General features: G+C 57.5%; 36 protein-coding genes and 1 tRNA gene. 22 read left to right on the forward strand and 15 right to left on the reverse strand.

Going from position 1 to position 23,311, the window contains the following annotated elements:
• The first annotated feature begins 51 nt into the window (after positions 1–51).
• The 7 genes from ABTV29_RS21340 (at position 52) to ABTV29_RS21370 (ending at position 3,372) form a co-directional block, all read left to right on the forward strand.
• Complete coding sequence (locus ABTV29_RS21340) at positions 52–705, forward strand: LexA family protein (RefSeq protein WP_433766664.1); 654 nt, start codon at positions 52–54, stop codon at positions 703–705.
• A gap of 149 nt (positions 706–854) precedes the next feature.
• Positions 855–1,106 carry a DUF1654 domain-containing protein gene (locus ABTV29_RS21345; protein ID WP_433766665.1) on the forward strand — a complete coding sequence of 84 codons (252 nt, stop codon included), beginning with the start codon at positions 855–857 and terminating at the stop codon, positions 1,104–1,106.
• Positions 1,107–1,475: 369 nt separating this feature from the next.
• Complete coding sequence (locus ABTV29_RS21350) at positions 1,476–1,913, forward strand: tellurite resistance TerB family protein (RefSeq protein ID WP_433766666.1); 438 nt, start codon at positions 1,476–1,478, stop codon at positions 1,911–1,913.
• A 2-nt stretch (positions 1,914–1,915) separates the two neighbouring features.
• Positions 1,916–2,086 (forward strand): hypothetical protein, encoded by a 171-nt coding sequence (locus ABTV29_RS21355; RefSeq protein WP_433766667.1) that lies wholly within the window; start codon positions 1,916–1,918, stop codon positions 2,084–2,086.
• Between the two features lie 315 nt (positions 2,087–2,401).
• Positions 2,402–2,671 carry a hypothetical protein gene (locus ABTV29_RS21360; protein ID WP_433766668.1) on the forward strand — a complete coding sequence of 90 codons (270 nt, stop codon included), beginning with the start codon at positions 2,402–2,404 and terminating at the stop codon, positions 2,669–2,671.
• On the forward strand, positions 2,668–2,979 hold the full coding sequence (locus ABTV29_RS21365) for a hypothetical protein (protein WP_433766669.1): 312 nt from the start codon (positions 2,668–2,670) through the stop codon (positions 2,977–2,979). Before ABTV29_RS21360 ends, ABTV29_RS21365 begins: the two co-directional genes overlap by 4 nt.
• An 81-nt stretch (positions 2,980–3,060) precedes the next feature.
• Positions 3,061–3,372: a hypothetical protein gene (locus tag ABTV29_RS21370; protein ID WP_433766670.1), complete on the forward strand. Its 312-nt coding sequence runs from the start codon at positions 3,061–3,063 to the stop codon at positions 3,370–3,372.
• Here ABTV29_RS21370 and ABTV29_RS21375 read toward each other — a convergent pair whose 3' ends face one another.
• On the reverse strand, positions 3,373–3,585 hold the full coding sequence (locus ABTV29_RS21375) for a hypothetical protein (protein ID WP_433766671.1): 213 nt from the start codon (positions 3,583–3,585) through the stop codon (positions 3,373–3,375).
• Between the two features lie 110 nt (positions 3,586–3,695).
• Here ABTV29_RS21375 and yejK point away from each other — a divergent pair, with 110 nt between their 5' ends.
• Positions 3,696–4,703, forward strand: coding sequence for a nucleoid-associated protein YejK (gene yejK, locus ABTV29_RS21380; RefSeq protein WP_433766672.1), 1,008 nt, complete (start codon positions 3,696–3,698; stop codon positions 4,701–4,703).
• Positions 4,704–4,724: 21 nt separating this feature from the next.
• Here yejK and ABTV29_RS21385 read toward each other — a convergent pair whose 3' ends face one another.
• On the reverse strand, positions 4,725–5,552 hold the full coding sequence (locus ABTV29_RS21385) for an HNH endonuclease (protein WP_433766673.1): 828 nt from the start codon (positions 5,550–5,552) through the stop codon (positions 4,725–4,727).
• Between the two features lie 73 nt (positions 5,553–5,625).
• Here ABTV29_RS21385 and ABTV29_RS21390 point away from each other — a divergent pair, with 73 nt between their 5' ends.
• Positions 5,626–6,549, forward strand: a complete 924-nt coding sequence (locus ABTV29_RS21390) for a DNA cytosine methyltransferase (RefSeq protein ID WP_433766674.1) — start codon at positions 5,626–5,628, stop codon at positions 6,547–6,549.
• Positions 6,550–6,557: 8 nt separating this feature from the next.
• Here ABTV29_RS21390 and ABTV29_RS21395 read toward each other — a convergent pair whose 3' ends face one another.
• A complete protein-coding gene (locus tag ABTV29_RS21395; protein WP_433766675.1) occupies positions 6,558–6,734 on the reverse strand; it encodes a hypothetical protein in 177 nt (58 codons plus the stop codon).
• A 162-nt stretch (positions 6,735–6,896) separates the two neighbouring features.
• Between ABTV29_RS21395 and ABTV29_RS21400 the strand changes: the two genes are divergently transcribed.
• From ABTV29_RS21400 to ABTV29_RS21445, 10 genes are all read left to right on the forward strand, one after another.
• Complete coding sequence (locus ABTV29_RS21400) at positions 6,897–7,328, forward strand: hypothetical protein (RefSeq protein WP_433766676.1); 432 nt, start codon at positions 6,897–6,899, stop codon at positions 7,326–7,328.
• Positions 7,325–7,912 (forward strand): hypothetical protein, encoded by a 588-nt coding sequence (locus ABTV29_RS21405; protein WP_433766677.1) that lies wholly within the window; start codon positions 7,325–7,327, stop codon positions 7,910–7,912. The genes ABTV29_RS21400 and ABTV29_RS21405 overlap by 4 nt, the downstream gene beginning before the upstream one ends.
• An 11-nt stretch (positions 7,913–7,923) precedes the next feature.
• Positions 7,924–8,532: a hypothetical protein gene (locus ABTV29_RS21410; protein WP_433766678.1), complete on the forward strand. Its 609-nt coding sequence runs from the start codon at positions 7,924–7,926 to the stop codon at positions 8,530–8,532.
• Complete coding sequence (locus ABTV29_RS21415) at positions 8,529–8,708, forward strand: hypothetical protein (RefSeq protein WP_433766679.1); 180 nt, start codon at positions 8,529–8,531, stop codon at positions 8,706–8,708. The genes ABTV29_RS21410 and ABTV29_RS21415 overlap by 4 nt, the downstream gene beginning before the upstream one ends.
• A gap of 380 nt (positions 8,709–9,088) precedes the next feature.
• Positions 9,089–9,361 (forward strand): hypothetical protein, encoded by a 273-nt coding sequence (locus ABTV29_RS21420; protein WP_433771962.1) that lies wholly within the window; start codon positions 9,089–9,091, stop codon positions 9,359–9,361.
• Positions 9,358–9,870: a DUF1643 domain-containing protein gene (locus ABTV29_RS21425; protein ID WP_433766680.1), complete on the forward strand. Its 513-nt coding sequence runs from the start codon at positions 9,358–9,360 to the stop codon at positions 9,868–9,870. The genes ABTV29_RS21420 and ABTV29_RS21425 overlap by 4 nt, the downstream gene beginning before the upstream one ends.
• Positions 9,871–10,083: 213 nt before the next feature.
• Positions 10,084–10,872: a hypothetical protein gene (locus tag ABTV29_RS21430; protein WP_433766681.1), complete on the forward strand. Its 789-nt coding sequence runs from the start codon at positions 10,084–10,086 to the stop codon at positions 10,870–10,872.
• The gene (locus tag ABTV29_RS21435; RefSeq protein ID WP_162634935.1) at positions 10,869–11,024 is read left to right on the forward strand and encodes a hypothetical protein; all 156 of its coding nucleotides are present in this window, start codon (positions 10,869–10,871) and stop codon (positions 11,022–11,024) included. The genes ABTV29_RS21430 and ABTV29_RS21435 overlap by 4 nt, the downstream gene beginning before the upstream one ends.
• A 34-nt stretch (positions 11,025–11,058) precedes the next feature.
• Positions 11,059–11,271: a hypothetical protein gene (locus tag ABTV29_RS21440; protein ID WP_433766682.1), complete on the forward strand. Its 213-nt coding sequence runs from the start codon at positions 11,059–11,061 to the stop codon at positions 11,269–11,271.
• Complete coding sequence (locus ABTV29_RS21445) at positions 11,271–12,383, forward strand: tyrosine-type recombinase/integrase (RefSeq protein WP_433771964.1); 1,113 nt, start codon at positions 11,271–11,273, stop codon at positions 12,381–12,383. Before ABTV29_RS21440 ends, ABTV29_RS21445 begins: the two co-directional genes overlap by 1 nt.
• 89 nt (positions 12,384–12,472) lie before the next feature.
• Here the strand turns inward: ABTV29_RS21445 and ABTV29_RS21450 are convergent.
• From ABTV29_RS21450 to thrS, 9 genes are all read right to left on the reverse strand, one after another.
• Positions 12,473–12,549 (reverse strand) — tRNA-Pro (locus ABTV29_RS21450).
• 90 nt (positions 12,550–12,639) lie between these two features.
• A complete protein-coding gene (locus ABTV29_RS21455) occupies positions 12,640–12,996 on the reverse strand; it encodes a MerR family transcriptional regulator (RefSeq protein WP_003179985.1) in 357 nt (118 codons plus the stop codon).
• Complete coding sequence (gene ihfA, locus ABTV29_RS21460) at positions 12,977–13,279, reverse strand: integration host factor subunit alpha (protein ID WP_002553164.1); 303 nt, start codon at positions 13,277–13,279, stop codon at positions 12,977–12,979. The genes ABTV29_RS21455 and ihfA overlap by 20 nt, the downstream gene beginning before the upstream one ends.
• 3 nt (positions 13,280–13,282) lie before the next feature.
• Entirely contained in the window at positions 13,283–15,664 is a 2,382-nt protein-coding gene (pheT, locus tag ABTV29_RS21465) for a phenylalanine--tRNA ligase subunit beta (protein WP_433766683.1), read from the reverse strand.
• A gap of 26 nt (positions 15,665–15,690) precedes the next feature.
• Entirely contained in the window at positions 15,691–16,707 is a 1,017-nt protein-coding gene (pheS, locus tag ABTV29_RS21470) for a phenylalanine--tRNA ligase subunit alpha (RefSeq protein ID WP_110967418.1), read from the reverse strand.
• A 109-nt stretch (positions 16,708–16,816) separates the two neighbouring features.
• Positions 16,817–17,173 (reverse strand): 50S ribosomal protein L20, encoded by a 357-nt coding sequence (rplT, locus tag ABTV29_RS21475; protein WP_007905879.1) that lies wholly within the window; start codon positions 17,171–17,173, stop codon positions 16,817–16,819.
• 28 nt (positions 17,174–17,201) lie between these two features.
• Positions 17,202–17,396 carry a 50S ribosomal protein L35 gene (gene rpmI, locus ABTV29_RS21480; protein WP_002553160.1) on the reverse strand — a complete coding sequence of 65 codons (195 nt, stop codon included), beginning with the start codon at positions 17,394–17,396 and terminating at the stop codon, positions 17,202–17,204.
• 60 nt (positions 17,397–17,456) lie between these two features.
• Positions 17,457–18,008, reverse strand: coding sequence for a translation initiation factor IF-3 (infC, locus tag ABTV29_RS21485; RefSeq protein WP_175377598.1), 552 nt, complete (start codon positions 18,006–18,008; stop codon positions 17,457–17,459).
• Complete coding sequence (gene thrS / locus ABTV29_RS21490; RefSeq protein ID WP_433766684.1) at positions 18,008–19,930, reverse strand: threonine--tRNA ligase; 1,923 nt, start codon at positions 19,928–19,930, stop codon at positions 18,008–18,010. The genes infC and thrS overlap by 1 nt, the downstream gene beginning before the upstream one ends.
• A gap of 372 nt (positions 19,931–20,302) precedes the next feature.
• On the opposite strand from thrS, the gene ABTV29_RS21495 reads away from it, so the two are divergent.
• Both ABTV29_RS21495 and ABTV29_RS21500 read left to right on the forward strand, forming a co-directional pair.
• Positions 20,303–20,605, forward strand: coding sequence for a hypothetical protein (locus tag ABTV29_RS21495; RefSeq protein ID WP_433766685.1), 303 nt, complete (start codon positions 20,303–20,305; stop codon positions 20,603–20,605).
• Positions 20,606–20,897: 292 nt separating this feature from the next.
• Positions 20,898–21,110 carry a cold-shock protein gene (locus tag ABTV29_RS21500; protein ID WP_003179963.1) on the forward strand — a complete coding sequence of 71 codons (213 nt, stop codon included), beginning with the start codon at positions 20,898–20,900 and terminating at the stop codon, positions 21,108–21,110.
• A gap of 72 nt (positions 21,111–21,182) precedes the next feature.
• On the opposite strand, the gene ABTV29_RS21505 is transcribed toward ABTV29_RS21500, so the two are convergent.
• Together ABTV29_RS21505 and ABTV29_RS21510 are read right to left on the reverse strand one after the other, a co-directional pair.
• Positions 21,183–21,503, reverse strand: coding sequence for an I78 family peptidase inhibitor (locus tag ABTV29_RS21505; protein ID WP_433766686.1), 321 nt, complete (start codon positions 21,501–21,503; stop codon positions 21,183–21,185).
• Between the two features lie 168 nt (positions 21,504–21,671).
• The gene (locus ABTV29_RS21510) at positions 21,672–21,977 is read right to left on the reverse strand and encodes a hypothetical protein (protein ID WP_433766687.1); all 306 of its coding nucleotides are present in this window, start codon (positions 21,975–21,977) and stop codon (positions 21,672–21,674) included.
• A 131-nt stretch (positions 21,978–22,108) separates the two neighbouring features.
• Here ABTV29_RS21510 and ABTV29_RS21515 point away from each other — a divergent pair, with 131 nt between their 5' ends.
• A complete protein-coding gene (locus ABTV29_RS21515) occupies positions 22,109–22,318 on the forward strand; it encodes a hypothetical protein (RefSeq protein WP_433766688.1) in 210 nt (69 codons plus the stop codon).
• 18 nt (positions 22,319–22,336) lie between these two features.
• On the opposite strand, the gene ABTV29_RS21520 is transcribed toward ABTV29_RS21515, so the two are convergent.
• Positions 22,337–23,305, reverse strand: a complete 969-nt coding sequence (locus tag ABTV29_RS21520) for a nucleoside hydrolase (protein ID WP_433771966.1) — start codon at positions 23,303–23,305, stop codon at positions 22,337–22,339.
• Positions 23,306–23,311: the final 6 nt, after the last annotated feature.

Below are 23,311 nucleotides of genomic sequence, written 5' to 3' on the forward strand. Positions count from 1 at the left end.
CATGGGCATACCACTTTGCAACGATATGGGCGCACCAGTAATAATCGGGTGATGGAATATAAAGAACGCATCAAAGCAGCCCGACACCACGCCGGCCTTACCCAGGCTCAGTTAGCGAAAGCAGTGGGCATCGATCAGGCATCTATTTCTGACCTCGAGCGAGGCCGGTCACAGCGATCGTCTTACAACGCCTCAATTGCCAAGGCTTGCGGGGTTTCTGCTATTTGGATTGAAAGCGGTTCAGGTCCAATGGTGGCGGCTGAGGCCGAGCACGCCAACGTTAAGGATATTGTTCAGCCGGAAATGCTCTACCGATACCCGGTCATTAGCTGGGTTTCTGCAGGGTCTTGGGAGGAAGCAGTTCAGCCCTATCCGGATGGCTTCTCAGATAGGTACGAAGTTTCTGACTATGACTCAAAGGGGCCGGCCTTCTGGCTTGAAGTAAAAGGCGACTCAATGACAGCGCCCGCCGGCACCAGCGTGCCTGAGGGGATGATGATCCTGGTTGACACTGAAGCAGACGTCAAACCTGGCAAGTTGGTCATAGCCAAGCTTCCAGCAAGTAACGAAGCAACGTTTAAAAAGCTGGTTGAGGACGGTGGAATTCGCTACCTGAAGCCCCTGAACCCCGCATACAAAATGGTGGAGATGGACGAGGACTGCCGAATTATCGGGGTCGCAGTGCGGATGACTGGAAAGCTTTAAGGCTAAAAAACACTATGAGAAAAGCCCGCCAATAGCGGGCTTTTTTTGTGCCCGAGAGCCAGAAGAGTACAAATGTACTCCTCCCATATTGCCGTTTTCCCTTGGAACGAATACTGTTTATCCATACAGTAAAACCAAGGAAGATCAGTATGGAAGTCAGCAACTCCAGCATCACATTCAAATCAAATTCCTACGAGTTGGTTGGTCGACGTATTCAGCGCATGGTGTCCGATCCAGGCGTGCAAAAAGTTCAAGCGGTAACGGTAGTAAAACGCGAGGACGAGTCTCCTGATGCGTGGGAGCGAGTTCTCCAAGAGCTCGATGAAACCGTCGGTATAACCGTCGAGCGGATCGATGCCGTGAGCGTGACAATCGGATGGAGCAAATACGTAGACCTGTAACCGGAGCCCGCACATCGCGGGCTTTTTATCGCCCACGGGAAAATTTATGGGTTTACCCATTGACAGGAAATATGTGTAAACCTATATTTTGCCCATACCGGCACATAACCGGCTCCGCTCTTTAACAGTCAGCGCAACAAACAACAGACCGCATTGCCTCTACCGGCGACCGGCGAGCAGACAGGCCCGAAAGCCTGCCAACGACAGGAACAACCTGGACGGCTGCTCGATGGTGAAACGCCTTAACCGAGTGAATGACCCGGCAAGCAATGCGCCCCGCCCCTTCCGGCGGTAATTGGACGGACAGCATCACTTCTGCACCTTGGCGACAGGGTGCAGCGGGATGTAACCCAACCCAGAGGAATAACCATGTTCGGCAAACTGTTTGGCAAGAAATCCGGCGAAGCCCGTCAGGCCCTGGCCGTGATGACCAACCGCGATCTGATGCAGGCCTCGGTGTACGGCGTGTTCTACGTCGCTTCCGCCGATGGCGACATCGAGAAGGAAGAGCTGGAGAAGATCGAGAAGCTGATCAACAACTCCCCGGCCCTGAAAGGCTTCGGCGCCGAGCTGAGCAACACTATCGACCGCGCCAAGGCTGACTTCAACGACGGCGGCCCGCGCATCATCCGGCAGAACGCCGAGAAGGAACTGAAGGACCTGGCCCACAGCGTCGACGACGCGGCCACGGTGCTGAACTTCATGCTGACCGTGGCCGAGGCAGACGGCGAGATCGAAGACGCCGAGATGGTGGTGCTGGAGAAGGCCGCCAAGATCATGAACCTCAACCTCAAAGACTACCTGTAGTCATGTTCGGCAGGTTCAGCAACAAAGCGCAATCGCTGGCCGCCTACGGGCTCGCCGGCGGGATCGTCTTCGTCGACTCGGCCAGTCGAGTCCTTTCAATGGTCGGTGACCTGGTACTGGTTGCGCTGCTGTTGATGGTCCTGATGGTCGGAAAAACGAAGGACAAACCGTAGACATCACTTCTGCTCATTCACTGAGTGGGCAGCGGGATGCGGACGATTCTGCACCGCGCAACGCGGCCCCCTGCATAGGACCGGAAACAAATTGCACCTTTCCGGAATAGTTTTTCCACTCCCACCGAGGGCGACAGCCATGAAATAGACCATGACCGGAATTCACCGCATCTATGAAAGGCCCGAACGTCCAACGGGCCTTTCTTTTTTCCCGCGTTTATCCGCCAGCACTCTCCCCTGCGCCCAACGGCAACCAGCAGGCGGACAGAGTGTTGACGAATACACGCAACCCACAACGAGGGATCAGCCATGCAAATGCACCCATTGATCCAACAGAGGCGCGATGTCCTCAGCGCCTTGTTCATTCGCACCTACGCCGCTCGCGAAACCTTCGCCCGCCTCGCCAACCTGGTGATGCCGGAGAAGAAGGTGCGCTTCCAGGTGAAGACAGTCGGCAAGGCCTACCACGTCATCGACCTGGCCACCGGCAAAACGAAGGCGTTTCGCTGGACGTACAAGGCGGCGCTGGACATGGCCATGCAATTCGAAGAGAAGGCCAGCCGGTCGGCGGAAGGTGCGAAATGATCGGTCAGCCAATGCCCAATCCGCGCGACTCGATCATCGCGAACCTGAACCAGCAGCTGGACCACTTCTTCGGCGCCGGCCGGAAAGTGGAAGTGATCGCCCCGGGCGTCAGCGGCGAGCGTGAGCTGACCTTCGGCACCGCCCGCGGCAACAAGCTGCGCGCCGACCGCGACAAGCTGGCCCCGGCGCTGAAGAAGTTGGCCGAGGACGGCGCCACCCTGTACCAGGCCGCCAGCGAAATCGGCATCGACCACAAACGCGCCAAGCTCATCGCCCGCGAAAACAACTTCACGTACGCCGACAAATGAGGCGCATCAACAACCAGGTGCGCCAGCGCCGACGACAGACATGGCTGGATCTACCGGCCCACGGAATTGAAGAGGTAGGCTATGGCCAAGAGCAATGCAGATCGCTCAGCGAAAGCCGCGGCGAAGAGGAAGGAGCGCGGCGAAGAGGAAATTCGGCTGCACTGCCTACCCGGCACGCGCCAAGCCCTTGCTGAGCTGATGGCCTGGAGCGGAATCGAGGAACAGGGCGAGGCGATCACGCTGATGATTCACCACCTGCACGGGCTCGGCCCGGGCGGTGCCCTGCCCCTGCTTACGCCGCCGCGACACGAATACGTGGTACCCGAAAACGTGTCGCGGAAATTGGAGATTGCATATCGGCGCGAGTCTATGCGGCTGACCTGCGAAAGCTGATCAGATTTTGAAGCCTGCTGTTAGCTGGATGTTTTCCAGGGCCTCACGCGCCGCCGACTTCTCTTTAGGTCCGCCCGGCCCATTACTTCCCATGATTGATCCTGCTGCAGCCTTGAAAACCGAATCAGGAGGAAAACCAGCCCTCAAGCTGTTCTCCTTGATTAGGGCGATCACAAGATGCTCAAGAGCAGCCAAGCGTGCTGACTCATCCATAACAACACCTCCGTAGTAACCGGCCCCATGCCGGTCACCCGTAATACCCCAACCCAAACCAAATTGCCACCACCGGCCACGGAGGGCGGCGCCTACCCGAGGTAATCGCAATGCCTGTTCTCCACAGCATCATCCACAAGATCGACAAGAAGCCCGACGGCACCCCGGCCATCCTTCATTTCGGCAATGCTGAGCTGATCGATAGCCAGGCTCGCGAAGACCTGATGAGTCAGCTCAACGAAAGCTACAACGCCAAGACCGGCAAGGCCTGGGGTTTCTTTCATGCCGAATCGGGCGCCTACCCGCTCAGTGGATGGCTAAACGACTACTTGGCCGGCACCAATGACTTTATGAGCTTCAGCGGCAACGCCGTCGAGCACCTGACAAGGCTCATGGAAGAATCCAACCTGTCGGTGGGTGGCAATGCGCTGTTCTGTCACTACCAGCAAGGCATGACCGAATACCTGATCATCGCCCTGCTGCAGGAAACCGATGCGGTGATCATGACCGACGGGCTGACGCTGATGCCTGTTCGCCGTCTGGACCTGGATCACATCCATCTAGCTGCGCGAATCAACCTCAGCGAGTGGAAGAGCAACCCGGCCTCTCGCCAGTACATCTCGTTTATCAAGGGCAAGAAGGGGCGGAAGGCGACCGATTACTTCCGCGACTTCATCGGCTGCCAGGAAGGCATCGACGGCCCAGGTGAAACCCGCACCCTGCTCAAGGCCTTCAGCGACTTCGTGGAAAGCGAGGACCTGGGGGAAGAGGCGGCACGGGAGAAAGCGCACGCTCTGGTCAGCTACTCCATGGCGCAGGCTAAGCTCGGCGAGCCAATCACCTTGGACGATTTGTCAGAACTGATCGACGAGGATAAGCCCAAGTCGTTCGCCGACTTCATCCGCAACAAGGACTACGGCCTTTCCCCAGAGATCCCTGCAGATAAGCGCACGCTGAACCAGTTCCGTCGCTTCACTGGCCGGGCCGAAGGGCTGTCGATCAGCTTCGAGCAGCACCTGCTTGGCTCGAAGATCGAGTTTGATCAGGAGGGCGGCACACTGACTCTTCGCGGTCTGCCTACTCAGCTCACCGAACAGCTCAAGCGCGCAAGCCTCTGACGCCAACCCCACTTCAACGAATCACGCCAGCAACTCAATTTGACGCTTCACGATGGTCGCTAGTTGAGTTAAGCGAGGATCAAGGCCAGGCCTCTGAAGAGGGTACAACGAGAAGCCAACCGCACAACCGTCCATGATGCATCCTGTGAATCTATGGGTGTTTATTACCAAATCATCACCAGTAACTTCGATATCGATAAACCCGTATGTCATTTTCAACCGCTCTACAACTAAGGTGTGTGGCGGGTCAACGCGAAGTTTAAGAACGATATCTCTTGGACCATTTCGTACAGTTATTCCACCAGCTGAAACTTCAACATCCCAACTGTCTGTGTATGCAATCCACTCGTTGTCTACAATTTTTAGAGTTGGAGATCCGGACTTATCACAGAACGTCCCACTCAACAAAAATGGACCGCCCTCGCATTCTGGAGGCTTAATTTTTAGGAGCGGCGTTCCAAACATTTCCATTGGCGTTGGGCAGTTTTTTAGCAGCGCGCCACCGAATTGCACAGACGGGTGACCGTCACTATAAAAATCAAAAACGTGTTTCAGAAATCCTTCTTTGAGGCACGCCGGGTCCAATGCGTGGCGTTTAACCCTTTCCTTCGACCAAAACTTTGAAGTCACACTCGCATGACAAGTAGGGCATAACGTAACTATCGAATCTGGGTCATGAAATTCGGCTTCATGAAATTCAGGATCAACATGCTCATACTGAATTAGCCCACAGCCACAAATTATGCATCCAAAACCGCACCTTTTCCGAACTTCTCTCTTTATATGGGGAGGAATCTTTCGCGAGAGGCCGTATTTATTCTTCCCTGATTTTTTTACTTGCTCACTCATCGCTAAATCACCCGGCGCTTGCCCAAGAAAATAACGCTCTGACATTACCAGACAATGGATGCGAGGTATCCCCATGCCCACAGCTATCGATTTGTTCGCCGGTCTCGGCGGATGGTCCACCGGTGCCCGCAACGCCGGTATCAACGTTATATGGGCGGCCAACCACTGGCCGGTCGCGGTTGAGTGGCACAGCGCCAACCACCCGGAAGCAATCCATATCTGCCAGGACCTGCACCAGGCAGATTGGTCGAAGGTTCCATCTCACGACATTATGCTGGCTTCGCCGTGCTGCCAGGGCCATTCGAAAGCTCGTGGGAAAAAGTCTGGCAACGCTCAGCACGATGCATCTCGCTCGACAGCCTGGGCGGTGGTGTCGGCCGCCGAGTTTCACCGGCCGGAAGTGGTGCTGGTCGAGAATGTCGAAGAGTTCATGGGCTGGGCGTTGTACCCCGCCTGGTCGCAGGCGATGGCCGCGCTGGGCTACATGATCGCGCCGCATGTGGTCGATTGCGCAGATCTCGGTGTACCCCAGCACCGAGTGCGCCTGTTTCTGGTCTGCACCCGCAGTAAGTCGCCGCTGATGCTCGAGTTGCATCGGCGCCAGCATGTGCCCGCCGCCAGCTTCCTCGAGTTCGACGCCGGTAAGTGGTCGCCAATCGAGAAACCTGGCCGCGCGCAAGCCACGCTGGACCGGGTACGGAACGGCCGGGAACGCTTCGGTGATCAGTTCATCATGCCCTACTACGGCAAGGGCTCAGGACTAACTGGGCGCGACATCAACCGGCCGATCGGCACCATCACCACGCTCGACCGGTGGGCACTGGTTCGCGGCGACGAGATGCGGATGCTCTCGGCGAATGAGGCCTTGGCAGCCATGTCGTTCCCGGCCGACACCAAACGCCCCGACAACCACCGGCTGACAATGCACATGGCTGGCAATGCGGTACCCCCCCTGGCCGGTCAGCGAATAATTGAAGCGTTAAAGGTTGCTGCGTAGGAGAAGCGCTACGCGCTTTGTTCTGGGTCTTTGGTATGAAGGTTTTTCACATCACCCTTGTTCAAATGCGCCACAACATTTCCGCGCTCATCGTAAAGCGTGAACGTGTACTGCTCTTGAGATACGCGAGTGGCAGTGTCGTAGGCGTAATTGCTCCCATCATGCATTTCTACCTTAACGGTCATATTTGCCTCAGTTGTCAGTGAATGTTCGCTGAATATGGCACACAGCCGTGCATGGTTCAAAACGCCTGCCGCCGCCAATTTTTATGGTTCTTCACGCGATCCGCGCTCATTCGAAGCCCAACTCACTCCACCGCCCGGGCATGACCCGGCATAGGACGCCCCATGCCCACAGAAAACAAACTCGCCCTCAAGCGCCAGCGCTGCGAGCAAGTCAACCAGGTGATCCGGATCATTGCCGACCACGGCCGCCGGTTCTTCTACAGCCAGACCGTGAATCGCTACGCCAGCATGGAAGTCGATCGCCGCGGCAAGGTCTGGTTCATCGACGACTACAGCGGCAAGCGGGTCTTCACGCATGACACGGTGTACGGCGGCCGGTGGCGCGGCTTCAGTCACGGCGGCACGCTGAAGGATGTGGTCAAGGCTTTCCGTGACTACATCTGCACTGGCGAGCCGCTGCACCCTGGCTATCTCGGCCCTGAGCGGTTCAACGACAGCAACGTCTGGGGTTACGACGAGGCAGGCATGAAGGCCGTGCGCGAGCAGGCCGGCGCTCTTCCCGTCTTCCGGCAGACAGTCTCGGAGGCAGCATGATCAATCTCTTCTGGCGCCTGGTCGCCAAGCTGCTCGCGCGCCCGGCAATTGCCGACTGGCTCATCGCCCGCGCCAAGCTCACCCCGTACCAGCACATCATGTCCGCCGACGGCTCCGAGATGTACATGGGCCGCTGGTGGCTGTTCAACCCCTACTCCCGCACCACGCACAAGCCGGCGCTCTGGTGGTTCCCGTGGTCGTTCCGCATTCACCACATCATGCGGCCGGACGAAGACCGGGATCTGCACGACCACCCATGGAATGCCCGGACCATCATCCTGCGCGGTTGGTACACGGAGCAGCGACCGGCGGGCGATGAATGGAAAAAGGCAGTCATGGACGGCATGGTTTCGAAGCCGTCGCCCAAATGGGTTAGCTGGATCATGCGGGACGCCTGCGAGTGGATCAGGCGCGACCAGGGTGACACGGCGCAGCTGCTGCACGGCGAATACCACCGCATCGACCAGGTATCCCCCGGCGGCGTTACCACCCTGTTCATCACCAGCAAGTGGCGCGGTGACTGGGGATTTCTGGTCAACGGCGTCAAGGTCCCTTGGCGCACCTACACGGGTACGGACAATTGAAGGGGTTCAAAGTGAGCGAGCCAAAAATCAACTATCTCGGCCCGGCGGGCGAGGCTGACACCGGAGTTTGCAGGATGAACAATCAATGGAAGCTGGTGCCGGTTGAGCCCACACGGGAAATGCTTGTGGCAGCTCTGAAAACAAATGGCGCATGCCCGATCTACGCCGCCATGCTCGCCGCCGCACCTGAGCCGTCTGCGGGCTGGGAGCCGGAGGTTGTCGCAGTGATCAACGAGGAAGGCGGGCACTTCAAGGAAACAGTCGTCGAGCATCGGCCGGGCATTGACCGGCTTCCCGTGGGAACTGAGCTGGTAGACCGCGCCCACGTTATCCGGCTACAGGCCGAGCGTGACGCCCTGCAGCTGCGCCTAAACGCAGCAGATCAGCGGATTGATGAGCTGACCGCGCAGAAGGCCGAAAGCCGCATGATCACCCTGTCGGGCTGCGAGTTCAGCGAACACGAACTTCTCCGCACAGCCGTTCGAATGGTGACCGGCACCAGCCGGCGCGGCACGCAGCGCTGGGTCGCGATGAAGGACGCTTTCTGCTGTGGATCCGGTGTCGCGCACGCGCTATGCAGGCGGTTCGGGTTCGACCCCGACGAAACGGTGAAGCCGTGAAGCGATTCATCCGCCGCAAGGTTGAAGCCTGGCTGATCTTGCTGGCCGCGAAGATCCTCGAAGGCCGGAACGTCCACCGCTCACCGGTCGTCTCCCGCCGCGACAACAACAAGATGTACGGCATGGCCGAAGAACTCGAAGACATCGCCGAGCGCATCAGCAACAAATACCAGTAACTCCCTCCCCCTTCAAAGTCAGCCGCTATAGCGGCAAAGGAACAGTCATGCCTGAAGAAATTTCAGCCCGCCTGAATCGCGCGGCGCGGGATGTCATTGCCGAACGCCAGCGCCAAGTATCAGCAGAAGGATATTCGCTACATCGTGATGACCTCTATGTGAAGGGCGAGCTCGCCGAGGCTGGCGCGACGTACGCAAGCCTTGCCGGGAGGCCACGAAGCATGAGCACGGCATGGCCCTGGGGCGCCAGCACATTCAAACCAAGCGATGATCGGCGCCGAGACATGGTTAAGGCTGCAGCGCTGCTGCTTGCAGAGATTGAGCGCCTAGATCGTGTCGGCCTGATCCATTCCTGGCCGGTCAAGCGGGATGAAAACGGCATGTTCCAACATCCCGACCTGCCTGATTTTGATGAAGGCGACGAGGAAAAATGCAAAGCCTGGATCGCCGAGCAAGGGCTGCAGGTGAAAATGGTCGAGCTCGAATACCACAGCGACCAAACGGTATCTGAACGTTACTTCGACGCGGGTGATTCGGATTGCAGCTACTGGGATCCGGACAAGCCGGACGGCGACGGCTGGTTCTGCCTGGCGATCCACGACACAGACGATGGCCCGGTCTGCTGGTGGGCTCGTCGCGAGGTGACGCCATGAACACCTTGAATAGCTCGGCCGTGATCAGCGAGTGCGGCCTGTACCGGTACCGCCTCGACCGTTCGTGCTGCCCGCAGTTCGACGGCAGCAAGGTATTCGCCTTCTTTGGCGTAAACCCTAGCACCGCAGACGCAATGCTCGACGACCACACCGTCCGCAAGTGGCGCGGGTTCACGCTGCGCAACGGTGGGCATGCCTTCATCGTCGGAAACGTATTCTCGTTTCGAGCGACAGACGTGCGAGTGCTGCGCAAGACGCTTATCACCATGGGGCCGGATCACGGCAAGCACTTGGAAGCGATCATCCGCGAGGCCGACGTGCTGGTGCCATGCTGGGGCAGCAGCGACAAGCTCGACTACGGACACCGCCTGTACATGAAGGAGCTGATGCGCACGTTGCTTGACTCAGGCAAACCGGTGCTGCACTTCGGCAAAACTAAATCAGGTGACCCGATGCACCCGCTCACGCTTGGCTACGACACGCCGCTGATTCCGTGGGTGACGCCATGATCGCCCTCGCCTGGTTCGCCTACGTGTACTGCTACAAAGGGCCGAGATAAAAGAGTTCGCCCCACCAGTCATTCAGGGGAGAAAGCGTGTACGCAACTGGTGAGGCGAACTACTCAACCCTAGATCACCTGCCGCAGCCGCCTCACTCCCTTCGTCAGATATCACCCCTACCCCAAACAAGAGCCTGCCGGTGTACGGCGGGAAGGATGTCGTATGGAAAATGAGAACATCACCACGGAGGCGCAGCTGTGCACGATATTCATGGCGGAGTTCAACAGTTTGCCGGGCTGGACTTGCCACCCTGAGGCCGCTGGCTTCGATGTGTTGGTGGTTCACGAAGACGGCCGGCAGATCGGCGTCGAGGCCAAGATGGCACTCAATGCCAAAGTGGCCGACCAGATCCTGCCATCGCTCGGCGACGAGTTTTACGGAAAGCCGGGACCGGATCATCGACTGGTGATCGTCAGCCGGATAACAGACGCCAGCGCGGGCATATGCAAGATGCTCGAACATCTGGGTGTGCGGGTGCTGGTGGCCTCGCGATGCTCAAGCGTAAAGGGCCAGGAACATGCGTTCGGCATACAGCACAACTTGTTCTGGCCAGAGAAGAATTTCCCCCGGTGGGGCTACTACAACCGCATGTTCGATTGGTGGCCCGAAGAGCGCTGCAAAGTCCCTTCAGTGGTCACCACCTTGCCCGCTGGTGTGCCGTCGCCGGTCCGGCTCACTCCATGGAAAGAGTCGGCCCTGCGCGTCATCGCCCAGATGCGCCACCAAGGCTTCATCACCGCGAAGCAGATCGCTTCCTATGGGATCGGCGTAACGGCTTGGACGCAGTCGCCCGGCAGCAAGCCAGCATGGCTAGCCAGGGGCACTTCGCGTGGCCAGTGGCTCGAAACCGAGCATATGCCTGCCTTCGACAAGCAGCACCCGGACGCCTATGCGATGGCTGTCATCGAGATCGACGCCAAGGCCTCCGCGCCACTGGAGCTATTGCCATGACCATCACGAAGATCATCAAGGGCCCGCACCGCTTCGGCGGCTTCTGGTGGGTCATCGCCGACTGCGGCGGAAAAATCCAACACATCTGCCGACGTACCGAACAACAGGCTCGCGCGATCGCCCCAGGGCAGGACAGCGTGACCATTCACTGAACACTCTGCCGCCGCAGGCGGCATGGAGCATCCAATGAAAAAAGAACTGATCAAGATCAGCGAGTTTCAGCGCCGGCGCTGGGGCAGAGGCGGCACTCCGCTCTGCTCGCAAGCTATCCGCAACCACATCCGAAACGGGCTCGTTCCCGGCGAGCAGATCGGCAAACTCTGGTACGTTGACTGGAGCGCATTCAGCCGCTCGAACGGCAACGACCTGGTCGCAATGGTATTGAAAGGAGCCGCATGATGGTGCCACGGCCGCGCAACCCTGCGAATAAGGGACTTCCGCAAAACCTGTACTTCGATGCGCGGCGCTCGACCTATCGCTACCGGCGGCCAACCGACGGGAAGTGGTTTCCGTTCGGCGCCGACCGCCTCAAAGCCATTGATGCCGCGAAACAGCTGAATCTTGAATTCATGCGCGGCGCCGACCTAGTTGGCTCAGTTATGGGCAACACATCGGATCTGTTCACTGGATTTCTCGACACTTACGAGCGTGACGTCCTTCCGCCGCGGGAGCTGGCCAAGGGCACCCTGGGCTTGTACGCGGTGCACTTCCGGCGCTTTCGGAAGCATTTCGAAGGCAAGGCGGTGGACCAGATCACGATCCGCATGATCGCGGAGATGCTCGATGTTCTCACCCCGCGCACAGCTAACCAGTGCCGCGCCCTGCTGATCGACATCTTCAATCACGCCGCGGCGAAGGGGCTATGCCCGGATAATCCGGCCGCCAGCACCATCAATCGCATCGAGAAGAAGCAGCGCAAGCGCCACACCGTGGAGGGCCTGAAAGCCATCAGGGAGAAAGCACCAGCCTGGCTGCAGAACGCAATTGACCTCGCCCTGATCACCGCCCAACGCCGGACCGACATCCTCGATATGCGCTTCGACGGTGTTCGTGAGGGCTACCTCTATCTCGTGCAAAAGAAAACGGCCAAGGCCAGTGACGCAGCTTGGATTCGCTTTCGTGTGACGCCAGAGCTACAGGCGGTCATCAGCCGCTGCCGCGATGACACCGCATCACCATATCTCGTGCACCGGAAGCCTGATCGCCTGAAACAGAAGCAGGCTCAGACCAAGGACCACTGGACGAAGGTTGAAGAGCGTTATTTGACGCGAGCGTTCAAGGAAGCGAGAGAGGCAGCGGAATGTTACAAGGGATGGAAGGAGGAAGAGATGCCGGGCTTCCATGAAGTGCGAGCGCTGTCGCTGCACTTGTACAAGAAAGCCGGAAAAGATGGGCAGAAGATCGCGGGGCACGCGAGCGAGGACATGACCAAAAACTACCAGCGGGACCATGCGGAAGTCATCTGGTCCGAGGCAATTCCAGACCTGAATATCAGCGAAATCACCGGGTAGTTTTGCGCCAGTTTTGCGCGGGTTTTGCGCAGGCACAAAAAAGCCGATCTATTTGATCGGCTTAAGTGTCTGATTTTACTCAGGAATAATGGTCGGGACGGAGTGATTCGAACACTCGACCCCTAGCACCCCATGCTAGTGCGCTACCGGACTGCGCTACGCCCCGACTAGGCGTGTAACCTGTTCTTCACCTCGAAGAACGCTCAAGAATATATCGCAAGCTTTTGAAAACTGGAAGTATTTAAAAGCAGTAATTTTATTTCTTGAGGACCACCAGAACATCTTCAAGCTCAGCGATCATCTGGCGAATCATTTGCTTGTATTGCGTTGTGTCGTCTTTGGCTTCATCACCGGACAAACGCAGACGTGCGCCGCCGATGGTGAATCCCTGATCGTAAAGAAGCGCGCGGATCTGCCGGATCATCAGCACATCCTGGCGCTGATAATACCGGCGGTTTCCGCGGCGTTTGACGGGGTTGAGTTGAGGAAACTCCTGCTCCCAATAGCGCAGAACGTGTGGTTTTACCGCACACAGTTCGCTGACTTCACCAATGGTGAAGTAGCGTTTGCCTGGGATGACGGGAAGCTCGTCGTTATGACTTGGTTCCAGCATAAGCCTCAACTCGGGCCTTCAACTTCTGCCCTGGACGAAAGGTGACCACACGGCGAGCCGTGATCGGAATTTCTTCCCCGGTTTTCGGATTGCGGCCAGGCCGCTGGCGTTTGTCCCGCAGGTCGAAATTGCCGAAACCGGACAATTTGACCTGCTCGTTGTCTTCAAGAGCGTGCCTGATTTCCTCGAAAAACAGTTCGACCAACTCCTTGGCTTCCCGCTTGTTCAGGCCCAGCTCTTCATACAGACGTTCCGCCATCTCAGCTTTCGTCAAAGCCCCCATACGTCACTTCCTTAACGTGGCGTTCAACCTTTGTTCGAGCGAGGTGAGGATCTTTTGAGTCGTGGAATTCACCTCATCGTCATTAAGAGTGCGCGATGGATGCTGCCAGGTCAAGCCGACGGCGAGGCTTTTTCTATCAGGATCAATACCTTTACCCTGATATACGTCAAAGAGCCTGAGGTCTGTCAGCCATTCGCCTGCATTTTCACGGATTACGTCCAGTACAGCCGCGGCGGCAACGTCCTGGTGTGCAATCAGTGCCAGGTCACGACGCACCTCAGGAAAGCGCGACAACTCGTGGAATTTCGGCATTTTGCCCGACGCGACTTCCGCCAGAACCAACTCGAAAACGAATACCGGACGATCCAGTCCCAGAGTTTTCGACAATTCAGGGTGAAGGGCGCCAACAAAACCGACCAGACGACCTTCGCGCTCGATGCGCGCGGTTTGACCCGGGTGCAGTGCTGGGTGTTTACCCGGCACGAATGTGAACGCATCCAGTGCACCGGCGAAGCCCAGCACCGCTTCCACATCAGCCTTGACGTCGAAGAAGTCGACGACATCACGACCTTGTGCCCAGCCTTCCGGCAAGCGACTGCCGCAAACTACGCCAGCCAGCATCGGCTCTTGCTTCAAGCCTTCGAGCTGACCCACGAAACGCAAGCCGCTTTCGAACAGACGAACGCGATCCTGCTGACGGTTCAGGTTGTGCTGAAGTGCCTTGACCAGCCCTGGCCACAACGACGAACGCATGGCGGCCATGTCGTTGGAAATCGGATTGGCCAACAGCAACGGCTCGACACCCGGATTAAACAGTTCGAACTGTTTCGGATCAATGAAGCTGTAGGTGATCGCTTCCTGATAACCGCGGGCAACCAGCAGGCGGCGCAGTTCCGGCAGATCGCTACGGGCTTCAGCCTTGGCTTGCGGGGCCAGACGCGCTTGCGGGTAACGGACCGGCAGACGGTTATACCCGTACAGACGAGCCAGCTCTTCGATCAGGTCGACTTCCAGGCTGATATCGAAGCGATGGCTTGGCACTTCGACGCGCCATTGCCCTGCCCCTTCGGCCGTGACGATCAGGCCCAAGCCGCCCAGCAGGCTTTCGACCTGGGCCGAATCCATTTCCATCCCCAACATCTGGGTGATGCGCTGGGCACGCAGGGTTACTGGTGCGATCGACGGTAGATGCTGCTCGCTGACGGTTTCAATGATCGGGCCAGCTTCACCACCGGTAATTTCCAGCAGCAGGCCGGTGGCACGCTCCATCGCTTCCCGGGCCAGCTGCCAATCCACACCGCGCTCGTAGCGGTGCGAAGCGTCGGTGTGCAGGCCATAGGAACGGGCCTTGCCAGCGACGGCAATTTGATCGAAAAACGCGCTTTCAAGGAAAATGTCACGAGTGGTCGCGGTGTTGACGCCGCTGTGCTCGCCACCCATTACGCCAGCAATCGCCAGGGCGCGGGTGTGGTCGGCAATCACCAACGTATCGCTACGCAAACTGACTTCCTGACCGTCGAGCAGCACCAGCTTCTCGCCTTCTTCAGCCATGCGCACACGGATGCCACCGTTGATTTCGGCAAGATCGAAGGCGTGCAGCGGTTGACCCAGTTCAATCATCACGTAGTTGGTGATGTCGACGGCAGCGTCAATGCTGCGCACGTCGGCACGGCGCAGGCGCTCGACCATCCACAACGGCGTCGGCTTGGACAAGTCAACGTTACGGATCACTCGGCCCAGGTAGCGTGGGCATGCAGCTGGTGCCAACACTTCGACCGGTCGAACTTCATCGTGCGCGGCCGGTACGGCGGCAATCACCGGACGAGTCACCGAAGTGGCGTACAGTGCGCCGACTTCACGGGCCAGGCCCGCCAGGGACAGGCAATCTCCACGGTTCGGGGTCAGGTCGACCTCGATGCTGGCATCGTCCAGATTCAGGTATTCACGAATGTCCTGACCTACTGGCGCATCGGCCGGCAGCTCCATCAGACCGTCATTGCCCTCACCCACCTGCAGTTCGGCCTGCGAGCACAGCATGCCGTTGGACTCAACGCCACGCAGCTTGGCTTTCTTGATTTTGAAGTCACCCGGCAGTTCGGCACCGATGGTGGCGAACGGGATCTTCAGGCCTGGGCGCACGTTTGGCGCACCGCACACGACCTGGAAGGTCTCCGAGCCATTGCTGACCTGGCAAACACGCAGCTTGTCCGCGTCCGGGTGCTGTTCGGTGCTCAGCACCTCGCCCACGATCACGCCACTGAAAACACCGGCGGCCGGCGTAACGCTATCGACCTCAAGACCGGCCATCGACAGACGAGCAACCAGCTCGTCGCGACTTACCTGCGGGCTTACCCAGCCGCGCAGCCATTGTTCACTGAATTTCATCCTGCTCTCCTAAGAATTCGTTACGACTAGCGAAATTGCGCGAGGAACCGCAAGTCGTTGTCGAAGAACAGACGCAAGTCGTTCACGCCGTAACGCAGCATGGCCAGACGCTCGACGCCCATGCCGAAGGCAAAGCCCGAAAACTCTTCCGGGTCGATCCCGGACATGCGCAATACGTTCGGGTGAACCATGCCGCAGCCCATGACTTCCAGCCAGCCGGTCTGCTTGCAGACACGGCAGCCTTTGCCGCTGCACATCACGCACTCCATGTCGACTTCAGCCGATGGCTCGGTGAACGGGAAGTACGAAGGACGGAACCGCACGGCCAGTTCCTTTTCGAAGAACACACGCAGAAATTCTTCGATGGTGCCTTTCAGGTCGGCGAAGTTGATATCGCGATCGACCAGCAGGCCTTCGACCTGGTGGAACATCGGCGAGTGAGTGATATCGGAGTCGCTGCGGTACACACGGCCTGGGCAGACAATGCGGATAGGCGGCTGTTTCGATTCCATGGTGCGGACCTGTACCGGAGAGGTATGGGTGCGCAGCAACATGTTGGCATTGAAATAAAAGGTATCGTGCATCGACCGGGCCGGGTGATGGCCTGGGATGTTGAGTGCTTCGAAGTTGTGGTAATCGTCTTCGACCTCGGGGCCTTCGGCGATGCCGTAGCCGATGCGGGTGAAGAACTGCTCGATACGTTCCAGAGTCCGGGTAACCGGATGCAGACCGCCTGAGGTCTGGCCGCGGCCAGGCAGGGTCACGTCAATGGATTCGGCGGCGAGCTTGGCCGCAAGATCGGCCTCCTCGAACAACGCCTTGCGCGCATTGAGAACCTCTGTGACACGCTCCTTGGCAACGTTGATCAGCGCACCGACTTGCGGACGCTCTTCTGCCGGCAAATTCCCCAGGGTCTTCATCACCTGAGTCAATTCACCTTTTTTGCCAAGGTAGTGAACCCGGATTTGCTCCAGGGCATTGATATCTTCAGCGCTTTGCACAGCCTCTAGTGCTTGAGAGACGAGCGCGTCCAGGTTTTCCATGTACAGACTCCAGATACGAAATAGGGGAAGAGCTTGAAGGCTCTTCCCCTATTTATGACGTTTAACACCTGACCCCACAGAGGTGAGGCCGGGTGACTGTCGGGGGTACTTAAGCCAAGGTGGCTTTAGCTTTCTCGACAATCGCAGCAAACGCCGCTTTTTCGTTCACTGCCAGATCAGCCAGAACCTTACGGTCGATCTCGATGGACGCTTTTTTCAGGCCGGCGATGAAACGGCTGTAGGACAGACCGTTGATACGAGCACCAGCGTTGATACGAGCGATCCACAGAGCGCGGAACTGACGTTTTTTCTGACGACGGTCACGGTAGGCGTATTGGCCTGCCTTGATTACCGCTTGCTTGGCAACACGGAATACGCGCGAGCGAGCGCCGTAGTAGCCTTTAGCAAGTTTCAGAATTTTTTTGTGACGCTTACGGGCAATGACGCCACGCTTTACACGAGCCATGAGTTACTTCCTCTATTCTTGACTAAAATTAACGAAGGCGCAGCATGCGCTCGACTTTTGCCACGTCAGACGGATGCAGCAAGCTGCTACCGCGCAGTTGACGCTTACGCTTGGTCGACATTTTGGTCAGGATGTGGCTCTTGAAAGCGTGCTTGTGCTTGATACCGTTAGCAGTTTTCAGAAACCGCTTAGCAGCACCACTTTTGGTCTTCATTTTTGGCATGTTCGGATACTCCGCATTCAGTTGATAAACATAATCAGAAGGCCTGCCGTGCCCTGTTGATTACTTCTTCTTTTTCGGGGCGATGACCATGATCAGCTGGCGTCCTTCCATCTTCGGATGCTGTTCGACCGAACCGTACTCTTGCAAGTCAACCTCAACTCGCTTGAGGAGTTCCATCCCCAGCTCCTGGTGGGCCATCTCACGGCCGCGGAATCGCAAGGATACCTTGGCCCTGTCCCCGTCACTCAGGAAACGTACCAGGTTGCGTAGTTTTACCTGGTAATCCCCTTCCTCCGTCCCTGGACGAAACTTGATTTCTTTTACCTGAATCTGCTTCTGGTTCTTCTTGGCTGCTGCAATCTGCTTCTTCTTTTCGAAGATCGATTTGCCGTAGTCCATCACCCGGCAAACAGGCGGGACTGCGTCAGCGGAGATTTCTACCAGATCAAGCTTGGCTTCTTCAGCAATACGGAGCGCTTCATCAATCGAGACGATGCCAATCTGCTCGCCGTCAGCGCCAATTAACCGAACCTCGCGTGCCGAGATATTCTCGTTGATCGGGGCTTTCGGTGCAGTTCGTTTATCTTGTCTCATATCACGCTTAATAATAATTACTCCGAATCTTGGCGACCACGCCGGGAAACCGCTTGCGCAAGGAACTCGGAGAATTGGGCGACGGGCATTGAGCCCAGGTCAGCGCCTTCACGAGTGCGCACAGCGACAGTCTGTGTCTCGACTTCCTTATCCCCAATAACCAAGAGATATGGAACCTTGAGCAAAGTATGCTCGCGGATTTTAAAGCCGATCTTTTCATTTCTCAAGTCAGACTTGGCACGAAACCCGCTTTCGTTGAGAGTTTTTTCGACCTGAGCGACAAAATCTGCCTGTTTATCAGTGATATTCATCACCACAGCCTGAGTCGGCGCCAGCCACGCAGGGAATGCACCCTCGTAGTGCTCGATCAGAATTCCGACGAAACGCTCGAACGAACCGAGAATCGCCCGGTGCAACATCACCGGATGCTTGCGGCTGTTGTCTTCGGAGACAAACTCGGCGCCCAGACGGACAGGCAGGTTGAAATCGAGCTGCAAGGTACCACATTGCCACACGCGACCGAGGCAATCTTTCAGCGAGAATTCGATCTTCGGACCGTAGAACGCACCCTCTCCCGGCTGCAAATCGTACGGCAGGCCCGCGCTATCAAGGGCTGCGGCCAACGCAGCTTCTGCGCGATCCCACAACTCATCGGAACCGACGCGCTTTTCCGGACGAGTGGACAGCTTCATCTCGATGTCCTTGAAGCCGAAGTCGGCGTAGACATCCATGGTCAGCTTGATGAATGCGGCGGACTCGGCCTGCATCTGCTCTTCGGTGCAGAAGATGTGGGCATCGTCCTGGGTGAACGCACGCACGCGCATGATGCCGTGCAGCGCACCCGATGGCTCGTTACGGTGGCATGCACCGAATTCGGCCAGGCGCATCGGCAGTTCGCGGTAGCTCTTCAAGCCCTGGTTGAACACTTGCACGTGGCAAGGGCAGTTCATTGGCTTGATGGCGTAGTCGCGGCTTTCCGACTCAGTGGTGAACATGTTGTCGGCGTAGTTGGCCCAGTGGCCAGACTTTTCCCACAGGCTGCGATCAACAACTTGAGGCGTCTTGATCTCAAGGTAGCCGTTTTCGCGCTGTACCTTGCGCATGTACTGCTCGAGCACCTGGTACAGGGTCCAGCCGTTCGGGTGCCAGAACACCATGCCCGGCGCTTCTTCCTGGGTGTGGAACAGGCCCAGACGCTTACCGATTTTGCGGTGATCGCGCTTTTCGGCTTCTTCGATACGCTGGATGTAGGCAGCCAGTTGCTTCTTGTCGGCCCATGCAGTGCCGTAAACGCGCTGCAATTGCTCGTTCTTGGCATCGCCGCGCCAGTAGGCACCGGACAGCTTGGTCAACTTGAAGGATTTCAGGAAGCGAGTGTTCGGCACGTGCGGACCACGGCACATGTCGACGTATTCTTCGTGATAGTACAGGCCCATGGCCTGTTCATTCGGCATGTCCTCGACCAGGCGCAGCTTGTAGTCTTCGCCGCGAGCCTTGAACACTTCGATCACTTCGGCGCGCGGAGTGACTTTCTTGATCACGTCGTAATCTTTTTCGATCAGCTGCTGCATGCGCTGTTCGATGGCGGCCATGTCGTCCGGGGTAAAAGGACGCTCGTAGGCGATATCGTAATAGAAGCCTTCGTCGATCACCGGACCGATCACCATTTTGGCGGTCGGGTACAACTGCTTGACCGCGTGGCCAACCAGGTGGGCGCAGGAGTGACGAATGATCTCCAGCCCCTCTTCATCCTTTGGCGTGATGATTTGCAGCGTAGCGTCGCTGTCGATGATGTCGCTGGCATCGGCCAGCTTGCCATTCACCTTACCGGCCACAGTGGCCTTGGCCAGACCTGCACCGATGGATGCGGCGACCTCGGCGATGGAAACCGGGTGGTCGAATGAACGTTGACTGCCGTCGGGAAGAGTAATAGTTGGCATGGCGCCTCCTCTCCTAGTGGTGACCCCTACCAAAGGTCACGTGGGTTGGGATGAGCCAGTACAAGATCCGATCCAGGCCATTCAATGACGAACGCCTGCCTTACAGCGGCAGGAGCCTTGCGGCCAACCGGAAAACCGAACCAGAGTGACTGGGATTCAAATCAGGATTAGTCGGGTATTGCCGCGGCCGGGACTGAAGGTCGACCGGCGCCTGCAAGCGCCCGAGCGGAGCATCCTAGCACAGATGAACGGTCGTGGCGGCGTGAAGGTTTGCGACGGGGCAAATCCGGCGTTTTTATGCCAGAGTGATGAACTTGATCGCCGCTTTACCCCTCAGATAACAAGACATTGACCCACAAGGAGCATCCCGGCATGCGTCTGAATCGTTTATTCGCTGTAGTCGCACCTATCGTTCTGTCGCTACCGCTGGCCGCCCACGCTGACTGGCCGAAGGGTGAGCGTGAGAAATACATGGCGCAATGCGTTCCCGCAGCCGCGCAAAGTATCGGTGAGGCCGCGGCCAAAGCCCACTGCGCTTGTGGCGCCGACGCACTGAAATCTTACCCGCCCAGCGACCTCAAATCCCTGATGGACAACAAAGCCAGTCCAGAACTACAACAACAAGCCCTGACCCAGATTTCCAAGTGCAAGGCCAACAATCCGACGAAAAAATAAGCCTGTCAGGCCATTAAAAAAGCATTTTCAGTCAGTGATTAGCCACTGAAAAGCGCTTTTTCCTACAAATTATGCAGGCTTTACAGCTTTTTTTATCGTCTTTACGTTTGGCTGAAAGCCTTTTAAAACGGGGCTTCCAGCCCTAACCGGCAGCAAAGAATGTGCGACTGTAGGGCAAACAGCTCCTGCGGGGGGCTCCCAAAGCGAACATTTCGACTATGATACCCCGGTGTGCCCAGTTGGCCTGAGCAGCACAGCACTACTGAAAATATATGTTTCTTGGAGATACACCATGTCTAATCGCCAAACCGGCACCGTTAAATGGTTCAACGATGAAAAAGGCTTCGGCTTCATCACTCCTCAAGGTGGCGGTGACGACCTGTTCGTACACTTCAAAGCTATCGAAAGCGACGGTTTCAAAAGCCTGAAAGAAGGCCAAACCGTTTCCTTCGTGGCTGAGAAAGGCCAAAAGGGTATGCAAGCTGCTCAAGTTCGCCCAGAGTAATTTCCAGGCGCACTAAAAAAACCCCGTCCATGTGACGGGGTTTTTTGTGGGTGACGCAAATGCCCGGAGCGATCAGCCGCAGTTGACGCGGATGACAACCCGATTGGCATCAGTATTGAGGTTCAGACGGTCGGAGCGATACTCCAGCGTCACCATGTCGTTAGGCTGCAGGAACCGCGCGTTCTGCGCGCCGGCACGCTTGCGCGCCTGCTCCAGCAGCTCGGGCGAAGCCTGTTTGCCAATGGCGAATTCGGCTGCGTTGGCCTCACAACGGCTATGACCCGTGTCAGTCGTCGTTACAGGGTCTGCTGCCGACTCGGTTGTGCCAGTGCTGCAACCTGACAGCATGACAACGGCGAACAAAGTCCCCAATGACGCGAGCTTCCAAGGCATGACGCCTCCTTTTTCCTAGAGTTAAGCTGAGATCTTGCGACCGCCATTGCGGCGTTTGGTTTCACAACGAGAGCAGGCAAGCTGTTTTTTCGTTACAAACAGCCAGAGATTTTGCCTGAGCATCGCACTGCCCTTCACACCTCAATCGTGACTGAATATGAACAGCGCTCAATAGACGTCGATATAGTCGAAGGCCGGCTTTGGCCAGTTCTGCTTCAGCGCATTGAAGATCTGCATGACCCAGACTTCATCACTGGCCGCGACCCGGCCGACATAACCCGAGCCCTTGGCCCAGGTTTCCAGGCGAAACAGCAATCCATCGATATCGGTACCGCCGACGATCCCCGATGAAATATAGGCAATGCCGCCCTTGGTCACACGCAATTGGGTATGCACGTCATCGCTGGCGGACGCCAACAACTGCCGCACAGCCTCAAGGGTCAAGCCGTCAGGGTTGTTCAGATCGATCTGCACGGTGCAGTCCTTGAAAAGTCCTCAAAGACCAAGTGTCGCATAGCCTCGCGTTCATGCCTAAGTCGCAGTGCCAAACTCGCGGCAACATGGTTAACTCCTCGCCACGACTCCCCGACTGCACGAGCATCATCATGAGCACTGTAACCATCGACGCCGACATCAAAGCCAAGTGGCCAGAGGGTCACAGTTCCTATAGTCCCGGCAGCCCGGAAGAGCTCGCGATCATCGGTGTCGATCTACTGGTCAAGGAACTGGGCACCGAGGCCGCCCAATCATTCATCGAGCAGATCTTCGAAAAGTACCCGACAAACCAGAGCGCCAGGCATTCGGAGCAAGCGTAAAGCCTGCGAGCATGAATGCTATTTCAGACGCGCGAGACGCTCCGTCAGCAGATCAAAGAAACCCTCGGCATCGCCGTTTTCAACCCAGAAGACACTTTCCGGCACCTTGAGCCCGTTGCCCCAGTCGACAATGGTCTGACCGAAGGCCGGCCCCTCTTCAACATCAACCACGATGCTCACATTACGCCCGCTGAACAGCTGAGGCTTGAGCAGGTAGGCAATCACCGTCGCGTCATGCACCGGACCACCCGGAATGCCGTAACGCTCCATATCGGTCTTGACGTGATCATTGAGAATATCGACCACAAGCCTGCTGGCGTTGTTGCTCAATGCGGCGATCTTCCCCATGCGGGCGTCGCTGGTGAGTATCTTGTGAGTCACGTCCAGCGATAGATAGGTCAGTTTCACACCACTCTTGATCACCACCTCGGCCGCTTGTGGATCGGCAAACAGGTTGAACTCCGCCAGCGGCGTAATATTGCCGCCGTTGAAGTGAGCGCCGCCCATGATCACCACTTCCTTGATGCCCTGAGCGATGCCCGGCTCCCGGATAAATGCCAGAGCCAGGTTGGTCTGCGGCCCGAGCATGGCAATGGTGATGCTGTGAGGTTGGGCCGCCATCAGGGTATCGATCAGGTAATCGATGGCGTTGCCGTCTGCCAGGCCTTTCTTCGGTTCGTGGATTGGAACGCCCGACAGCCCTTCCACACCATGGACGTTCTCGGCATAGATGGGCTCACGCATCATCGGCTTCTCTGCGCCGGCATAGACCGGCACTTCCTCGCGCCCTGCCCACTCCCGGGCCAGCCGTGCGTTACGCGACGTCTTGTCCAGGCGCACGTTGCCGGCAACGGTGGTCAGTGCGCGAATGTTCAACTCCTGTGGCGATGCCAGCGCAAACAGCAGGGCAACCACATCATCGGCACCGGGATCGGTGTCGATGATCAGATCGATCTGTTCCGCCGCGTGGGCGCCAGTGGCGGTCATCAGGGA

Source organism: Pseudomonas putida, from assembly GCF_050989985.1.
Classification (GTDB): domain Bacteria; phylum Pseudomonadota; class Gammaproteobacteria; order Pseudomonadales; family Pseudomonadaceae; genus Aquipseudomonas; species Aquipseudomonas putida_AI.

Coding starts and splice junctions, on each gene's coding strand:
- ABTV29_RS21340 (WP_433766664.1), top strand. CDS start 52: ATGGAATATAAAGAACGCATCAAAGCAGCCCGACACCACGCCGGCCTT.
- ABTV29_RS21345 (WP_433766665.1), top strand. CDS start 855: ATGGAAGTCAGCAACTCCAGCATCACATTCAAATCAAATTCCTACGAG.
- ABTV29_RS21350 (WP_433766666.1), top strand. CDS start 1,476: ATGTTCGGCAAACTGTTTGGCAAGAAATCCGGCGAAGCCCGTCAGGCC.
- ABTV29_RS21355 (WP_433766667.1), top strand. CDS start 1,916: ATGTTCGGCAGGTTCAGCAACAAAGCGCAATCGCTGGCCGCCTACGGG.
- ABTV29_RS21360 (WP_433766668.1), top strand. CDS start 2,402: ATGCACCCATTGATCCAACAGAGGCGCGATGTCCTCAGCGCCTTGTTC.
- ABTV29_RS21365 (WP_433766669.1), top strand. CDS start 2,668: ATGATCGGTCAGCCAATGCCCAATCCGCGCGACTCGATCATCGCGAAC.
- ABTV29_RS21370 (WP_433766670.1), top strand. CDS start 3,061: ATGGCCAAGAGCAATGCAGATCGCTCAGCGAAAGCCGCGGCGAAGAGG.
- ABTV29_RS21375 (WP_433766671.1), bottom strand. CDS start 3,585: ATGGATGAGTCAGCACGCTTGGCTGCTCTTGAGCATCTTGTGATCGCC.
- yejK (WP_433766672.1), top strand. CDS start 3,696: ATGCCTGTTCTCCACAGCATCATCCACAAGATCGACAAGAAGCCCGAC.
- ABTV29_RS21385 (WP_433766673.1), bottom strand. CDS start 5,552: ATGAGTGAGCAAGTAAAAAAATCAGGGAAGAATAAATACGGCCTCTCG.
- ABTV29_RS21390 (WP_433766674.1), top strand. CDS start 5,626: ATGCCCACAGCTATCGATTTGTTCGCCGGTCTCGGCGGATGGTCCACC.
- ABTV29_RS21395 (WP_433766675.1), bottom strand. CDS start 6,734: ATGACCGTTAAGGTAGAAATGCATGATGGGAGCAATTACGCCTACGAC.
- ABTV29_RS21400 (WP_433766676.1), top strand. CDS start 6,897: ATGCCCACAGAAAACAAACTCGCCCTCAAGCGCCAGCGCTGCGAGCAA.
- ABTV29_RS21405 (WP_433766677.1), top strand. CDS start 7,325: ATGATCAATCTCTTCTGGCGCCTGGTCGCCAAGCTGCTCGCGCGCCCG.
- ABTV29_RS21420 (WP_433771962.1), top strand. CDS start 9,089: ATGTTCCAACATCCCGACCTGCCTGATTTTGATGAAGGCGACGAGGAA.
- ABTV29_RS21425 (WP_433766680.1), top strand. CDS start 9,358: ATGAACACCTTGAATAGCTCGGCCGTGATCAGCGAGTGCGGCCTGTAC.
- ABTV29_RS21430 (WP_433766681.1), top strand. CDS start 10,084: ATGGAAAATGAGAACATCACCACGGAGGCGCAGCTGTGCACGATATTC.
- ABTV29_RS21435 (WP_162634935.1), top strand. CDS start 10,869: ATGACCATCACGAAGATCATCAAGGGCCCGCACCGCTTCGGCGGCTTC.
- ABTV29_RS21440 (WP_433766682.1), top strand. CDS start 11,059: ATGAAAAAAGAACTGATCAAGATCAGCGAGTTTCAGCGCCGGCGCTGG.
- ABTV29_RS21445 (WP_433771964.1), top strand. CDS start 11,271: ATGGTGCCACGGCCGCGCAACCCTGCGAATAAGGGACTTCCGCAAAAC.
- ABTV29_RS21455 (WP_003179985.1), bottom strand. CDS start 12,996: ATGCTGGAACCAAGTCATAACGACGAGCTTCCCGTCATCCCAGGCAAA.
- ihfA (WP_002553164.1), bottom strand. CDS start 13,279: ATGGGGGCTTTGACGAAAGCTGAGATGGCGGAACGTCTGTATGAAGAG.
- pheT (WP_433766683.1), bottom strand. CDS start 15,664: ATGAAATTCAGTGAACAATGGCTGCGCGGCTGGGTAAGCCCGCAGGTA.
- pheS (WP_110967418.1), bottom strand. CDS start 16,707: ATGGAAAACCTGGACGCGCTCGTCTCTCAAGCACTAGAGGCTGTGCAA.
- rplT (WP_007905879.1), bottom strand. CDS start 17,173: ATGGCTCGTGTAAAGCGTGGCGTCATTGCCCGTAAGCGTCACAAAAAA.
- rpmI (WP_002553160.1), bottom strand. CDS start 17,396: ATGCCAAAAATGAAGACCAAAAGTGGTGCTGCTAAGCGGTTTCTGAAA.
- thrS (WP_433766684.1), bottom strand. CDS start 19,930: ATGCCAACTATTACTCTTCCCGACGGCAGTCAACGTTCATTCGACCAC.
- ABTV29_RS21495 (WP_433766685.1), top strand. CDS start 20,303: ATGCGTCTGAATCGTTTATTCGCTGTAGTCGCACCTATCGTTCTGTCG.
- ABTV29_RS21500 (WP_003179963.1), top strand. CDS start 20,898: ATGTCTAATCGCCAAACCGGCACCGTTAAATGGTTCAACGATGAAAAA.
- ABTV29_RS21505 (WP_433766686.1), bottom strand. CDS start 21,503: ATGCCTTGGAAGCTCGCGTCATTGGGGACTTTGTTCGCCGTTGTCATG.
- ABTV29_RS21515 (WP_433766688.1), top strand. CDS start 22,109: ATGAGCACTGTAACCATCGACGCCGACATCAAAGCCAAGTGGCCAGAG.
- ABTV29_RS21520 (WP_433771966.1), bottom strand. CDS start 23,305: ATGACCGCCACTGGCGCCCACGCGGCGGAACAGATCGATCTGATCATC.